Raw genomic sequence first — 13600 nt, 5'->3', positions numbered from 1 at the left:
CGCCTGACACCTGTAGGAGCCGGCTTGCTGGCGATGGAAGCGACTCGGTTTAACGCCTAACCGAGTCGCTTCCATCGCCAGAAAGCCGGCTCCTACAAACGCGTTGCGGTGTTGCTTAAACGAACAACGACAGCAGCAGAATGAAGCCCAGGCCTACAACGGATAGGATGGTTTCCATCGCCGTCCAGGTCTTGAAGGTTTCCGCCACGGTCATGTTGAAGTACTGCTTCACCAGCCAGAAACCAGCGTCGTTGACGTGAGACAGGATCAACGAACCGGCACCGGTGGCCAGCACCAGCAACTCACGGTTCACACCCGGCATCATCCCCACCACCGGCACCACGATGCCAGCGCCAGTAATGGTCGCCACGGTCGCCGAACCGGTCGCGATTCGGATCACCGCCGCCACCAGCCACGCCAGCAGAATTGGCGAGATCTGCGCGGCCACCGCCATGTTACCGATGACATTACCCACGCCGCTGGTTACCAGCATTTGCTTGAAGCCACCGCCGGCACCAATGATCAGGATGATCGCGGCGGTCGGCGCGAGGCTCGCGTCCAACCATTTGAGCATCTGGTTGGAGCCAATGCCTTGCTTGTAGCCGAAGGTGTACAGCGACAGCAGCAATGCCAGCAGGAGGGCCGAGATCGGGTGACCGATCAGGTCCATGAAGGTGCGGAAGAAGTTACCTTCCGGCAGCACCACATCGGCAAAGGTCTTGAGCAACATCAGGAACACCGGCGACAGCACGGTGATCAGGGTGATGGAGAAGCTCGGGAGATCGGCAGAATCGTTCTCGCGCGCCAGTTGATCCACCAGTTCCTGGTTGGGATGACCGGGAATGTATTTGGCGATGAAGGTGCCGTAGATCGGGCCGGCGATGATGGCCGTCGGCAGCGCAACGATCAGACCGTAGAGGATAGTCTTGCCGATGTCGGCACCGAACACGCCGATGGCCAGCAACGGACCCGGGTGCGGCGGAACCAGGCCGTGCACCGCAGACAGGCCGGCCAGCAGCGGGATGCCGATCTTGATGATCGACACGCCGGTACGCCGGGCAACGATGAACACCAGCGGGATCAGCAGCACGAAGCCGATTTCGAAGAACAGCGGAATGCCCACCAGGAACGCGGCGAACATCATTGCCCACTGCACCTTGTCCTTGCCGAACGCGCGAATAAGGGTCTGGGCAATCTGATCCGCCCCGCCCGACTCGGCCATCATTTTGCCGAGCATCGTGCCCAGCGCGAGGATAATCCCGACGAAACCGAGCACCCCACCGAAGCCGTCCTGGAACGCCTTGATGATGGTGCCGATCGGCATGCCGGAGGTCAGCCCGAGAAAGGCTGCGGCAATGATCAGGGCAATGAACGGGTGGAACTTGAACTTGGTGATCAGGACGATAAGCCCGATCACCGTGACCACTGCATCGAGCAGCAGGAACGTCTCGTGGGACATGCCAAACATTAGGGGTGTCTCCTGGTTGTTGTTGTTATTAAAACGGGTAATTCGAAAGCCATAAGGACAGCGCTATCTCTTCGAGCAAAATCAACCGGCGCGTTTCAAGCCGTGTTCCAGCCACCAGGCATGCGCCTGTTTCGCCAATTGGTCGACGCTGTGGTTCGAGGCATCGAGGGCCAGGGTCAGCGGCTCGCCAACGGGGGATTCAAGGGTGGCGAACTGGCTGTCGATCAGCGTCGACGGCATGAAATGGCCCGGCCGATGGGAGACACGATCGGCCGCCACTTCAGGCGTGAGTTCAAGGAACACGAAGCCCAGGCCCGGCAAGGCGCTGCGCAGACGTTCACGGTAAATGTGTTTGAGGGCCGAGCAGGTCAGCACCGGGCGTGCGCCCGTGGCGTCGACGCGGCGCAGTTCGTCGCACAGGCTGTCGAGCCAGCCGGCACGGTCGTCGTCGTTCAGGGGAATGCCTGCGCTCATCTTTTCGATATTGGCGGCAGGGTGAAAAGTGTCGCCTTCAATGGCAGTGGCGCCGCTAAGCTCGCACAGGGCTTCGCTGACGCAGGTCTTGCCGCAACCGGCAACGCCCATGATGACCAGGGCGGTGATGGGATGATTCATGTAACACCTCAGCGCGCAGACAGCGCTACCTTTGAAAGCTATGACACTCGTTCAAAAGCAGAAGTTGCCGACGCCTTCTTGTCATTTTTGTGGGTTGCAGCGTGTTCGTTCCCGACGCCGAAAAGCGAGGTTCAGGCAAAACTCGCTTACGCATTTGCAGCTGCTTCGGGACAGCGCTACCTTAGTGCCTTGAATTTTGTTTGGCAAGCTGCCCGATGACCTCCCCTAAAAACGATAAAAATACTCGAACCACTGGCCGTCCTACCCTCAATGAAGTGGCTCGACTGGCCGGCGTCAGCCCGATTACCGCCTCCCGCGCCTTGCGTGGCGTGAGCACGGTGGCCACCGAACTGGTGGAAAAAGTCCAGAAAGCGGCGCTTGAGCTCAACTACGTGGTCAACCCCGCCGCCCGCGCGTTAGCCTCGGCCCAGAGCCATTCCGTCGTGGTGTTGGTGCCGTCGCTATCGAACTTGCTGTTCATCGACACGCTGGAAGCCATTCATCAGGTTTTACGACCGAAGGGCTTCGAAGTGCTGATCGGCAACTTCCATTATTCACGTGATGAAGAAGAAAACCTGCTGCGCAATTACATGGCGTATCAGCCCCGCGGCTTGCTGTTGACCGGGTTTGATCGCACCGAAAGTTCGCGGCGGATGATCGAGGCGAGCAACATTCCCTGCGTGTACATGATGGAACTGGACAGTGCGGCAGGCCTCAATTGCGTCGGTTTCTCGCAGCTCGCCGCCGGCGAAACGGCGGCCGAGCATTTACTGTCACGCGGTCGCAAGCGCCTGGCCTACATCGGCGCGCAACTGGACCAGCGCACGTTGCTGCGCGGCGAAGGGTTCCGCAAAGCCCTGCAAAAGGCCGGTCGTTATGACCCGGACCTGGAAGTGCTGACCCCGCGCGCCTCCTCCGTCGGCCTGGGTGGCGAGTTGTTCCTCCAACTGATCGCCAGTCACCCCGATGTCGATGCGATCTTCTTCGGCAACGACGACCTGGCGCAGGGCGCTTTGCTGGAGGCGATGCGCTGCGGGATCAAAATCCCCGAACAAGTGGCGATCCTCGGCTTCAACGACCTGCCCGCCTCGGCCCACATGGTCCCGCGCCTGAGCAGCATCAGCACCCCACGCGAGGCCATCGGTCGACGCGCCGCAGAGCAGATGCTGACCTTGATGGCGGGCAACACGGTGGCGAAACCGGTGCAGGACATGGGGTTTGAGTTGAAGGTGCGCGAGAGCACGTAGTTCAGGGCTGATCGTTGCCACGCTCGAAGGACTGAACGGGAACGATCAGTTACACCTTTTATCCTTTACCCCATACGCGCCGCGTGCAAAATCCGCCCTCTCCATTCCCGGCGGACTCGTACATGCGCAAGACAATCATCATGGCCTTCCTGCTAGCCGTCTCGTTGGGACAGACGCTTCAGATACAGGCTTCTGAGCCAGACGATTGGACTCATTTCCTGAACGACCCGCGTTTCATGCCGGCGATCAAAACCTGCCTCGCCGCCCACCCCAAGGGGCTGGGCCCCGCTGTCGTGATGAACGTCTGGCATGCAAATGTCGAGGGCGTTGGCGTCACGACCACCGACCTGACCGGGCGCAGGAATGTGTGTTATGCCGCTAAGGACACAGGCGTGCTAGAGCACTCAAAGACCAGGTTCGATCCCGACGGCCCGCTGTTTGTTTCGGTGGACCAGGCCAAGGTTGCGCCCAGAGGCGAGTGCATCGAGCCGACACCGGTATTTATCGATCAACAGCTTCAAGGCTGGATCCTCAGGCAACCGCTCCTCAATCAGCACCTCCCCAGTGCATGCTCGACACCAATCTGGACCGATCTGATACCGCACGACTTAAGGTCGCCAGCGCTTGCGCAGCCAAACCGTTAAACGGCGCATCGCCGACGCGGCGGGTTTTCAACTAATCTTGATGAGTGCTTCCCATCCCGCTGATTGCGGGGCGGATGAACACCAGCCCGGTGCGAGCCTCTCTGCTGGATTTGGCAACCCGACCCGATTGAGTCGCGCATTGGCCGACACGCTGTTAGATTCCTGAAGCGTCGAATCGCTAAAGGAGTAGCTCAATGGAACACACACTGAAAATCCTGGGTAAAGCATCGTCCATCAACGTCAGAAAAGTCTTGTGGACGTGCGACGAGCTGAACATTTCCTACGAACGCGAGGACTGGGGCAGCGGGTTCTCATCGACCCACAGCCCGGAATTCACCCGACTCAACCCCAACGCGCAGGTGCCGGTGATCATTGATGAGGCCGGCGTGCTGTGGGAGTCCAATACCATCTGCCGCTATCTGGCCGGCAAACACCCGCATCACGATCTGCTGCCGCACGAACCGGCGGCGCGAGCGCGGGTCGAGCAGTGGATGGATTGGCAAGCCACCGACCTCAACACCTCCTGGAGCTACGCGTTTACGGCCCTGGTGCGCAAGGATCCAGAGTTCCAGGACGCGCATCGCATTGCCAACGGCCTGCGCGACTGGAATCAGAAGATGAGCATCCTCGAGCATCAACTCGCGGCCACCAAAGCCTATGTCGCCGGACCACGGTTCACTCTGGCCGACATTGTCATCGGGCTGTCGGTCAACCGCTGGTTGATGACCCCGATGGACCGCCCCGACTTCCCTGCCATCGATGAGTATTTCCAAAAACTGGCTCAACGCCCCGGCTTCCTCAAGCATGGCTGCAACGGCCTGCCTTGAAGTCATGCCTGCTTCGCGGCGGTCGACGGCTGCCGCACGGCGGCAAAGGTTAACCGCAAAATCCGCGATACCCGCCCACCATTTAAAACTTAACTTATTGATATATTTAGTATTTTTAATATAGGCATACTATTTGCTGAAGGCACTGCACCGCAAATACCTACAAGGTCTACTCATCATGTTGGTCAGTGCTAATAAACAATCGTTAATGACCCCCATCCCCAAGAAGCCTGGCGAAGATCCGACCGCCGAAGCCGCTGCCGGACTTCAGAGTGCGATGCTGCAAACGTTGCAAGGCAACGTTCAGGCGCAAACCGCACAAGTGCAAAAGTCCGCCACTCAAAACGCCACGCAGCAAGTCAGTGAGGCGAGCAAAATCAGCGACAACGTTGATGAAGCGTTCGCGAAAACACGCGTGGGACTGCAATTGACTTACGCCCCGCTTCCGACTGATGCGCAAGGCAAGTTCAGTGGTGGCACGGCCACGGACGCCTTCAAGGAATACATGGGCAAAACCCCGGAAGAGCGCATGCAGGAAGCCATTCTGGAAGAGATGGGCCTGACCAAAGAAGAAGTGGAACAAATGCCGCCGGAACAACAACAGGCGGTCGCTAAAGAAATGGCCGATCGCATGCAGGACAAGATAAAACTGGCGCAGGCCGAGAAAGAAAACGGTGGTAGCGAGAAAGGCAGCCCTCAAGTGGTCGACAAGTTCCTCGCCTCGCTGTAACAACGCTGATGCTTTTGTAGGAGCCGGCTTGCTGGCGATAGCGATCTTGCGGACGCTATCGCCAGCAAGCCGGCTCCTACAGGTCTGTGATTCAATTCAACTGCAGCGTTGAGTTGAACTGGCTGATCGCATCCACGACATGCCGCGACCCCTGCTGAATCTCCAGAATCACTTCCCCCGCCTCGTTCGCCAATTCCACCCCAAGACCGGTCCGGCTCAGACTCGACTGCATGCTCGATACCGCGTTCAATGACAAATCATGGTTCTTGCGCACCACGTCGACGATCTCCAGCGTCGCCTGGCTGGTGCGTGCGGCGAGGCTGCGGACCTCATCGGCGACCACCGCAAACCCTCGCCCGTGCTCCCCGGCCCGGGCCGCTTCAATCGCCGCGTTAAGCGCCAGCAGGTTGGTCTGATCGGCAATGCCGCGAATGGTCTGGACGATGGTGCCGATAATGTCCGACTGCTTGCTGACCGCGTCGATGCTCAACGCTGCCTCGTTCAAGTCTTTGGAAATGTCCTGGATGATCTGCACCGTTTGCTGCACCACCTGCGACCCCTTCTGAGCGCAGGCGTCGTTCTGGACCGAGGTGCTGTGGGCCGATTCGGCAGCGGTTTGCAGGGTGGTCACCTGATTCGTGATGTCGCTGGCGAACTTGACCACTTTGTACAGCCGGCCCTTGGTATCGAACAACGGGTTGTAGGACGCTTCAAGGAAAATCGTATGGCCGTGTTTATCCTTTCGTTCAAAACGGTGCGAGTGATATTCGCCGCGATTCAGTGAAGCCCAGAACCCTTTGTAGGTCTGGGATTCAGCCTCGGCTCGGTGGCAAAACAGGCTGTGATGCTGACCGACGACTTCATTGAGCGAGTAATGGGTGGTCTTCAGGAAGTTGTCATTGGCCGTGATCACATGGCCTTCGGGGGTGAATTCGATCACCGCCATGGAACGACCGATCGCCGCGAGCATGCTTTCGTTTTCGTGCTCTTTATTAATCCTGGCAGTGATGTCCGTGGCCACTTTGATCACGCTTTTTACCTGGCGATCAGGGCCGAAAACCGGCATATAGCTGGCTTCGAGCCAGATCTCCTTGCCCCTCTTGTTCAAGCGCAAGAAAGTGCCGCTGACCGGTTCGCCCCGGGCCAGGTCACGCCACAATCTGGCGTAGTCTTCGCTGCGGTAATACGCTTCTTCGCAAAAGATCCGGTGATGTTTGCCGCGCACTTCCTCGACGCTGTAACCCATGGCGGCGCAAAAGTTTTCGTTGGCATCGAGGACAATGCCTTCAGGGGTGAACTCAATCATCGCCATCGAACGGCTGACGGCGGCCAGCTTCGCATTGGCCTCGCTCAGTGCACAGCTGTAGCGCTCGATTTCCAGCAGGTCAGCCTTGTGATGTAAGTTAAACATGGTCGTATCACCCTAAGTGCGGTCGTTTGATTGATGAAAGTTCTTCGGTCTTTCAACGTATCCACCACAACGTTCCATGGCACAGGCGCACACATTCCTCCACAGGAGGAATGGTCAGGTGATCGATGATGTTGAATCGGAGAGTCCATGTGGCAACGCTCTTATCAAGACATCCGTCTCTTGATAGCCCGGGACCGGGCCAGCCCTGATGTTTTCAAAGTAACTCCCTTTAATGAATGAAAAGCTCCCTGTTGCTCGCATCGGTGCCTTGGACTGCGCACTCTTGAAGCGTGCATGACGGCCTTCATATTGCGACCGACATGGTTGTCAGGAGTGAGCATAGTCAGCCGCAATCGGCTTGCAAGGCCACTAGTCGGCCATCATCGAGGACAAAATCGGTTCAGCTGAAACCGATTCAGTTTTCAGCCAGCATGCTCAACAACGCCTGCACCGCTGCCGAGGGAGGCTTGTTCGCCGCGACCACCAAGGCGAATTCGCGATCGATTCGCGGTATCAGCGGCACCACACGCAGCCCCTGGAGCTGGCTCGGCAGGGTCATTTCCGGCACCAGAGTCACACCGATGTTTTCCCGCACCAGGGTGAACGCACTGCTCCATTCACGGACCTCGACACGGACGTCATGCAACTGCAAACCGGCGTCGATGGCCAGACTGCGGGCATTGGTTGAACAGCCGCCGGTGGCCAGCACAAAGGGTTGCTCCGCCAACTCGGCGAGGGAGACACCCTCTTCGACCGAACGCCGCGCCAAAGGATGGCCACCCGGCAGAACCGCCACCCAGGCATCGCGCCCCAATCGGCCGGCATTGAGCTCCGGCGCCGGGTTCAACACCACACCGACATCCACCAGACCGCCGCCGAGCAGCGTTTCCACTTCATCGTCGCTGACTTCCAGGGCAACCACCTGTATGCCGGGATAAAGCCGATTGAACTGGCGCAGCAGCGGCGGCAGAAAGGTCGCCAGTACCATGGGGAAACTCGCCAGGCGAATCGTCCCGCGCTGGATGCCTTTGGCGGCATCGACGGTACTGCGGATGTTTTCCAGGGCACCGAGCATGGCGCGCGCCTGCTCGATGACCGGCAGACCAATGGCGGTCGGCAGGGTCTGGCGGTTTTCCCGGCTGAACAGTTGAACGCCGAGGGTTTCTTCGATCAGCGCCAGCGCCTGGCTGGCACCGGACTGGGTCATGCCGACCCGCTCGGCCGCGCGGGTGATGTTGCCTGTGTCCGCCACCGCCACCACCATTCGCCAGTGCATCAGATTCATCATGGCAGTAGCTTTCCTTATGGCCGTGTTCTGAAAGATTAATTTTACCGAGGGCGCCGCGCACTATGACACTGGCGAAAACCCCGAACCAGAGGCCTGCCGATGAAGTTGTATTACGCCCCTCACGCTTGCTCGCTCGCACCGCACATTGTGCTGCGCGAACTGGACCTGCCCTTCGCGTTGATTCGCGTCGATAACCGCACCAAACGGACCGCCAGCGGTGCCGACTTCCTCGCCATCAACCCGAAGGGTTACGTCGCGGCGCTGCAACTGGACAACGGTGAAGTGCTGACCGAAGGCCCGGCGATCCTGCAGTACCTGGCGGATCTGCGACCCGAGGCGAACCTGGCGCCAGCCCAGAGGACGTTCGAGCGGGTGCGGTTGCAGGAGTGGTTGAACTTTGTGTCGACGGAGATTCATGGCGGACTGGGGTGGTTGTTCAACGCGCAGTTCCCGGAGGAAGTGAAGGCGCTGATCAAGGAGAAGCTGTTCAAGCGGTTTGCGGTGTTGTGCCAGACGCTGGAGCGGCAGGATTATTTGCTGGCGGGTGGGTTCAGCATTGCCGATGCGTATTTGTTTACGGTGTTGCGGTGGGCTCCGTTGTTTTCGATTGATTTGAATGAGTGGCCGGCGTTGGTGCAGTTTCAGGCGCGGGTTGATGAGCGGCCGGCGGTGAAGGCGGCATTGGCCGCGGAGTTGGTGTAAGGCTTTAGACCCATCGCGAGCAAGCCCGCCCCCACATTTGATCGCTTTCTTTCAGGGAGAACTCGGTTAAATGTGGGAGCGGGCTTGCTCGCGAACGCGGTGGAACAGGCGCTTAAGAAATTACAGACTCGCACTCACCTTGGTAGCCACCTCCCCCGGCACCCACCCTTTCCAGATCTGCGGCTGATCGCGCAAAAATGCTTCCGCCACCTGACGCGGTTGTTGGCGCTTTTCGCTCATCTGCGCCAGCGTCCGGTTCAGCAGATCGATCGGGAAATCGACTTTCTCGAAGAACGCCACCAAATCCGGATACTGCGTCTTGAACGGTGCGGACACGCCAATGGCCAGGCTCGCCGGCATCGAGCGCGTGCCTTTGGGGTTCGGGTTGTTGGCATCGGCCAGGGTCTTCCAGGCTTCGGCGTCGAAGGGCGGTTCTTCGAGCTTCACCAGTTTGAAGCGCCCCAACAGCGGCGTTGGCGACCAGTAGTAGAACAACACCGGTTTGCCGCGGCGGATCGACGATGCGACCTCGGCATCCAGCGCCGCGCCGGAACCGGTGCGGAAGTTGACGAAGCTGGCGGTCAGGTCGTAAGCCTTGAGTTTCTGACTGTTGACGATTTCCGAGGTCCACCCGGTCGGGCTGTTGAGGAAGCGTCCGCGGCTCGGGTCCTCGGGGTCTCGGAACACGTCCTTGTAGCGCGCCAGGTCGGCGACGGATTTCAGCTCTGGCGCCAGCGGTTTGATCCCGCGCTCCGGGTCACCCTTGATCACGTACTCCGGCACCCACCAGCCTTCGGTGGCGCCTTTGACGGTGTCGCCCAGACCAAACACTTTACCTTCCGATGCCGCCTTGACCCATGCCGGACTGCGCCCGGCCCACTCTTCGCCGATCACCTGGATATCGTTCTTGGCCAATGCCGCTTCGAGGCTGACGGTGCTGCCCGGCAACGTGTCAGTCGGGTAGCCGTAACCTTTTTCGACGATCAGCCGCAGGATCTCGGTGATCAGGCTGCCGCTCTCCCAAGTGATGTCGCCGAAGTGGATCGGCGCGGTTTTTTCAGCGGCGGGAACGTGGCTGGCCACAAGGCTAAGGGCCAGCAGCGAACTGCCGAGCAGGGTTTTGATCGATTTCATGCGGACCTCTGGTGCAAGGGTTCATTGGCGCTGTGCTGGGCGCACAGCGTTTGGGAGCGGGTCATGTAGACGCTGACCGAACGCTGGGAAATGCCCAGTTCGGCGGCGATTTGCGGGTACGTCAGGCCATCGATTCGTGACAACAGGAACGTCGCCCGGACCTTGCCCGGCAAGCGCTGAAGCGTTCGGTCGAGGCCGTGCAACGTCTGGGTCAGTTGCAGCAACTCCTCGGGCGAACTCGCTTGCGGCTGATCGAAGTGTTGCAGTTGATCGAGGTGCTGACGTTCCAGATCACGGCGACGCCAGAGTTGGTAAATCAGCCGATGGGCAATGGTGGTGAGCAGCGCGCGTGGCTCGCGAATCGGGGTCAGCCCAGGGGATTCGAGCAGTTGCGCGAAGGTTTCGGCGGCGATGTCTTCGACACTGGAGCTGGCCCCCAGATGCCGTCGCAACCGAGCGCACAGCCAGGGGTAATGGGCGCGGAACAATCCGCCCACGTCGGTGCGATGGGATAAGTCGGTGCCGGACATAGAGGCTCCAAAGGTTAGGGGTCGCTGAATGTCCGGTGGTCCGGTGACGCGAATCCTAGCAAGGAGCCTTATTCATTAATAATATTTAAAAAGCATTTTTATATGCATTTTTGGAATTTATGTGGCGTTCGATAGATCGCCTTCGCGGGCAAGCCACGCTCCCACAGGTTCTGTGTCGTTCATCGATCCAGAGATCGACACAGAACCTGTGGGAGCGTGGCTTGCCCGCGAAAAATCTTCAGTCAACGCAGGCGCCCGAACCCCAACGCCTCGGCTGCTTGTTGATAGTCGAGAACGATTTGATAGTCGCCCTCACTCGCCGGCAAAACCTCCTGCAAGCCGAGAATTTCAGCCACATCAGGCAGCTCCCGCAACGCCTCGTTCATCACCTGCCGCAGCGCCTCTGCCTGTTCATCAGTCAGCGTCGCAGCGGTGATGTAAGGCAAGGTCGGGCTGAGCGCACTGCGCGCCACCACCCGCAATCCCGCCACTTCCTCTTCGGCGTGGCGCGCGAGGTAGGCGAAGGTCACGCTGTCGATGGCCGCCAGATCGGCCTGGTTTTCACGCAGCCAGCGCAGGCTCTCGCGATGGCTGCCGCTGATACCGACACGGGCGAAGAACTGTCCGTCGCGATGCAGCGATGCCAGTCGTTGACGCAGCAGGTTCATACCACTGTTGGAGTCTTCGCCGTTGATCACGCCTCGGCTGCCAAAAAAAGCGGGCAAGGTCCGGCGTGAATCATCGGCACGACTCAGCAACAGGCTGCAATGGTTGCCGCCGGTGCTGTCCGGCAGTTCGTAGCGAGGCCGGCCGATGATCCGCACCTGGCCGCGCAATGCGGTCATCAGCGGATAGCCGCAGGTTTGGGTCAGCAGTAAATGCGGGGACAGCCACAGGTCCCTTAACGACAGCGCTTCGGCGTTGCGGCGCGTAATGCCCAGACGTTCGAGGATTCGCGTCAGCCAGCGTTCGTTGGCCTGGCGGATCGGCTCTGGGGCGACGTACATGAGTAGCTCAGCGATGTCTTGAGTCATCAAATTATTCCCATACAACAAAAATCAACCGTAGGAGCCGGCTTGCTGGCGATTGCGTTCTTTCTGCCAACATCGATGTCGACTGACACACCCTCATCGCCAGCAAGCCGGCTCCTACAAGGGGAATGGGTTCGTAATCAGTGGAAGGGGTGTTTCGGGCTGTCGATCGCCTTTATCCCATTCTCCCGCCACAACTGGCCATAACCCTGCACCAGAAACCCGCCGCTGCGTGCCACCCATTGCTCGCGGCGCGCGTGATAGGCACGGGGCAAGTCGTACCAGGGCAGGCCTGGCAGGTCGTGATGCACCAGATGAAAGTTCAGGTTCAGGAACAACCAGCGCCATGGCCAGCCGGCTTCGTTGAGCACGGTGCGTTGCTCCGGTTGCGCATGGGGTCGGTGTTCGTAGTAAGAGCGGATCATCGCAATCGACAACGCCGGCACACTGATCAGCAACAGGTAATGCCACACCGGCAGCACGCTGTAGCGGGCGATGAACAGCAACATCAACAGGGTCAGTGTGCCGTGGGTCAGCCACATCAACCAGGCCTGCCGTTCGCCCGCTTTCAGACGTTGCAGCTCTTCCCGCGCCAGCGCCAGCAAGGCCAGCGGTGCACCGAGGATGAAGCGCCCGAGCACGGTTTTGTTCAGCCAGTGCAGGCTCTGTTCGAACACTGAGCTGCCATGCCACCGCTCGGCGCTCAGGTAGCGGCTTTCCGGATCGAGACCCGGCAGGGTCAAGTCGTCGTCGCGGTGATGCAGCAAGTGGCTGTCGCGATAGAGGGTGTAGGGATACCAAACGGCGAACGGTGCGTAGCCGAGGACTTTGTTCAGCGGGGTCCAGCGGGTGGGATGACCGTGCAGTAATTCGTGCTGCACCGACAACCACAGCACCACCAATGGAATCAGCAACAGCGTGCTCCACCACACACCCAACTTTGCACTGCCGAGCACGATGCTGAACCAACCGGCGTACACGCCGATTAGCAGCAACCAGGTCGGCCACTCGGTGCGAGCGGTCAGGCGTTGACGCAGGGTTTCGATTTCTGCTCGGTGGGCACTGTCGAAGTAATGGGGCATGGCGTTGCTCAGATCGGGGACCAGTCCCTCTCTGTGCAATGGCGCAGGGAAATCTTGCAGATTATTTTTTCGCTGTCTGTAGGAGCCGGCTTGCTGGCGATTCAGGCAACGCGGTGCCTGACACACCGAGTGGTCTGAATCGCCAGCAAGCCGGCTCCTACAGGGGGGCGTGCGTTTCTGGCTTACCGCTTAATGACCGAACACACCCACCTTCTTGGCTTTCTTGTCCGCGCGCTTTTCATCGGCGGTTTTCGCCGGTTTCTTTTTTGCCGCTTTTTTTGAATCCATGCCTTTGGCCATGATACGTACTCCACTCATACGGGATGTGAGATCAGGTATACACCTATCGCCGGGCGCGCGTTCTTTTATAATCGCCCGCTTTGCGCCCCGACAGATCACCTCCATGCCCGACACCCAGTACACCTTGCTCGCCGAACCGCTTTGGCCGCTGATGAACAAGTTTTATCGTGCCCATCAATCGTCGATGAAAGCGGTACGCGACGCTCAATTGTGGGTCGCCAGGCGCGACGAGATCATTGGCGCGCTGTGTTTGCGCCCGGTTTCGGGCGGACATTGGCTGACCGGCTTGTTCGTCGATCCGGCGTGCCGCGAACAAGGGATTGCGGCGACATTGATCGCCGAAGCGGTGAAAGGTCTCGAACAACCGGTGTGGCTGTTCTGCCATCCGGATTTGCGCGAATTTTATGAACGACGCGGTTTTACCTTCGATCCGGCCATGCCCTACGCCATGGTCGAACGCTTGAGCCGCTATGCGCGCAGCAAGCCGATGATTGCGATGGGGCTGGAGCCGGTCGGGTAGGCGTATGGAGATCTAATGTGGGAGCGGCTTGCTCGCGATGGCGGTGTGTCAGTCGACATCAATGTTGGCTG

Annotated in this window: 14 protein-coding genes and 2 pseudogenes; 7 read left to right on the top strand and 9 right to left on the bottom strand. The window is 59.4% G+C overall.

What is annotated here, in order from left to right:
- Positions 1–115: 115 nt before the first annotated feature.
- Positions 116–1468, bottom strand: coding sequence for a GntP family permease (locus PMI01S_RS08160; RefSeq protein WP_084319090.1), 1353 nt, complete (start codon positions 1466–1468; stop codon positions 116–118).
- A gap of 81 nt (positions 1469–1549) precedes the next feature.
- Positions 1550–2083: a gluconokinase gene (locus PMI01S_RS08155; protein WP_084319088.1), complete on the bottom strand. Its 534-nt coding sequence runs from the start codon at positions 2081–2083 to the stop codon at positions 1550–1552.
- On the opposite strand from PMI01S_RS08155, the gene PMI01S_RS30970 reads away from it, so the two are divergent.
- From PMI01S_RS30970 to PMI01S_RS08135, 5 genes are all read left to right on the top strand, one after another.
- Positions 2075–2302, top strand: coding sequence for a hypothetical protein (locus PMI01S_RS30970; protein WP_139273093.1), 228 nt, complete (start codon positions 2075–2077; stop codon positions 2300–2302). The two genes, PMI01S_RS08155 and PMI01S_RS30970, sit on opposite strands and share 9 nt — an antisense overlap.
- The gene (gene gntR / locus PMI01S_RS08150; protein WP_084319086.1) at positions 2299–3330 is read left to right on the top strand and encodes an HTH-type transcriptional regulator GntR; all 1032 of its coding nucleotides are present in this window, start codon (positions 2299–2301) and stop codon (positions 3328–3330) included. The genes PMI01S_RS30970 and gntR overlap by 4 nt, the downstream gene beginning before the upstream one ends.
- Before the next feature lie 122 nt (positions 3331–3452).
- Complete coding sequence (locus tag PMI01S_RS08145; RefSeq protein WP_084319084.1) at positions 3453–3974, top strand: hypothetical protein; 522 nt, start codon at positions 3453–3455, stop codon at positions 3972–3974.
- 194 nt (positions 3975–4168) lie between these two features.
- Positions 4169–4801, top strand: a complete 633-nt coding sequence (locus PMI01S_RS08140; protein WP_084319082.1) for a glutathione S-transferase family protein — start codon at positions 4169–4171, stop codon at positions 4799–4801.
- Between the two features lie 178 nt (positions 4802–4979).
- Entirely contained in the window at positions 4980–5531 is a 552-nt protein-coding gene (locus PMI01S_RS08135) for a hypothetical protein (protein ID WP_084319080.1), read from the top strand.
- A 91-nt stretch (positions 5532–5622) separates the two neighbouring features.
- On the opposite strand, the pseudogene PMI01S_RS32360 reads toward PMI01S_RS08135, so the two are convergent.
- The 3 genes and pseudogenes from PMI01S_RS32360 to PMI01S_RS08125 form a co-directional block, all read right to left on the bottom strand.
- Positions 5623–6054: pseudogene (locus PMI01S_RS32360) on the bottom strand (methyl-accepting chemotaxis protein); the annotation flags it as partial.
- 111 nt (positions 6055–6165) lie between these two features.
- Positions 6166–6837: pseudogene (locus PMI01S_RS32355) on the bottom strand (PAS domain-containing protein); the annotation flags it as partial.
- Between the two features lie 520 nt (positions 6838–7357).
- Positions 7358–8230, bottom strand: coding sequence for a LysR family transcriptional regulator (locus PMI01S_RS08125; protein ID WP_084319076.1), 873 nt, complete (start codon positions 8228–8230; stop codon positions 7358–7360).
- Between the two features lie 99 nt (positions 8231–8329).
- Between PMI01S_RS08125 and gstA the strand changes: the two genes are divergently transcribed.
- The gene (gene gstA, locus PMI01S_RS08120) at positions 8330–8932 is read left to right on the top strand and encodes a glutathione transferase GstA (protein WP_084319074.1); all 603 of its coding nucleotides are present in this window, start codon (positions 8330–8332) and stop codon (positions 8930–8932) included.
- 120 nt (positions 8933–9052) lie between these two features.
- Here the strand turns inward: gstA and PMI01S_RS08115 are convergent, their stop codons facing one another.
- The 4 genes from PMI01S_RS08115 to PMI01S_RS08100 form a co-directional block, all read right to left on the bottom strand.
- The gene (locus tag PMI01S_RS08115; RefSeq protein WP_084319072.1) at positions 9053–10066 is read right to left on the bottom strand and encodes an ABC transporter substrate-binding protein; all 1014 of its coding nucleotides are present in this window, start codon (positions 10064–10066) and stop codon (positions 9053–9055) included.
- Positions 10063–10596, bottom strand: coding sequence for a sigma-70 family RNA polymerase sigma factor (locus PMI01S_RS08110; RefSeq protein WP_084319070.1), 534 nt, complete (start codon positions 10594–10596; stop codon positions 10063–10065). Before PMI01S_RS08110 ends, PMI01S_RS08115 begins: the two co-directional genes overlap by 4 nt.
- A gap of 242 nt (positions 10597–10838) precedes the next feature.
- Entirely contained in the window at positions 10839–11630 is a 792-nt protein-coding gene (locus tag PMI01S_RS08105) for a phosphate/phosphite/phosphonate ABC transporter substrate-binding protein (protein ID WP_084319068.1), read from the bottom strand.
- 137 nt (positions 11631–11767) lie between these two features.
- A complete protein-coding gene (locus PMI01S_RS08100; protein WP_084319066.1) occupies positions 11768–12709 on the bottom strand; it encodes a fatty acid desaturase in 942 nt (313 codons plus the stop codon).
- 403 nt (positions 12710–13112) lie between these two features.
- Between PMI01S_RS08100 and PMI01S_RS08095 the strand changes: the two genes are divergently transcribed.
- Positions 13113–13529 carry a GNAT family N-acetyltransferase gene (locus tag PMI01S_RS08095; protein ID WP_084319064.1) on the top strand — a complete coding sequence of 139 codons (417 nt, stop codon included), beginning with the start codon at positions 13113–13115 and terminating at the stop codon, positions 13527–13529.
- The last annotated feature ends 71 nt before the right edge of the window (positions 13530–13600 follow it).

It is taken from the genome of Pseudomonas migulae NBRC 103157 (assembly GCF_002091715.1).
Lineage (GTDB): Bacteria > Pseudomonadota > Gammaproteobacteria > Pseudomonadales > Pseudomonadaceae > Aquipseudomonas > Aquipseudomonas migulae_A.
Note: the sequence above shows the minus strand (reverse complement) of the source record. Positions and strands in the feature narration are given on the sequence as shown.

Excerpts from the sequence above, each read along its gene's own strand:
- PMI01S_RS08140 (WP_084319082.1), top strand. The coding sequence starts at position 4,169 with ATGGAACACACACTGAAAATCCTGGGTAAAGCATCGTCCATCAACGTC.
- PMI01S_RS08160 (WP_084319090.1), bottom strand. The coding sequence starts at position 1,468 with ATGTTTGGCATGTCCCACGAGACGTTCCTGCTGCTCGATGCAGTGGTC.
- PMI01S_RS08155 (WP_084319088.1), bottom strand. The coding sequence starts at position 2,083 with ATGAATCATCCCATCACCGCCCTGGTCATCATGGGCGTTGCCGGTTGC.
- gstA (WP_084319074.1), top strand. The coding sequence starts at position 8,330 with ATGAAGTTGTATTACGCCCCTCACGCTTGCTCGCTCGCACCGCACATT.
- PMI01S_RS08105 (WP_084319068.1), bottom strand. The coding sequence starts at position 11,630 with ATGACTCAAGACATCGCTGAGCTACTCATGTACGTCGCCCCAGAGCCG.
- PMI01S_RS08100 (WP_084319066.1), bottom strand. The coding sequence starts at position 12,709 with ATGCCCCATTACTTCGACAGTGCCCACCGAGCAGAAATCGAAACCCTG.
- PMI01S_RS08095 (WP_084319064.1), top strand. The coding sequence starts at position 13,113 with ATGCCCGACACCCAGTACACCTTGCTCGCCGAACCGCTTTGGCCGCTG.
- PMI01S_RS08145 (WP_084319084.1), top strand. The coding sequence starts at position 3,453 with ATGCGCAAGACAATCATCATGGCCTTCCTGCTAGCCGTCTCGTTGGGA.
- PMI01S_RS08110 (WP_084319070.1), bottom strand. The coding sequence starts at position 10,596 with ATGTCCGGCACCGACTTATCCCATCGCACCGACGTGGGCGGATTGTTC.
- PMI01S_RS08125 (WP_084319076.1), bottom strand. The coding sequence starts at position 8,230 with ATGATGAATCTGATGCACTGGCGAATGGTGGTGGCGGTGGCGGACACA.
- PMI01S_RS30970 (WP_139273093.1), top strand. The coding sequence starts at position 2,075 with ATGATTCATGTAACACCTCAGCGCGCAGACAGCGCTACCTTTGAAAGC.
- PMI01S_RS08115 (WP_084319072.1), bottom strand. The coding sequence starts at position 10,066 with ATGAAATCGATCAAAACCCTGCTCGGCAGTTCGCTGCTGGCCCTTAGC.
- PMI01S_RS08135 (WP_084319080.1), top strand. The coding sequence starts at position 4,980 with ATGTTGGTCAGTGCTAATAAACAATCGTTAATGACCCCCATCCCCAAG.
- gntR (WP_084319086.1), top strand. The coding sequence starts at position 2,299 with ATGACCTCCCCTAAAAACGATAAAAATACTCGAACCACTGGCCGTCCT.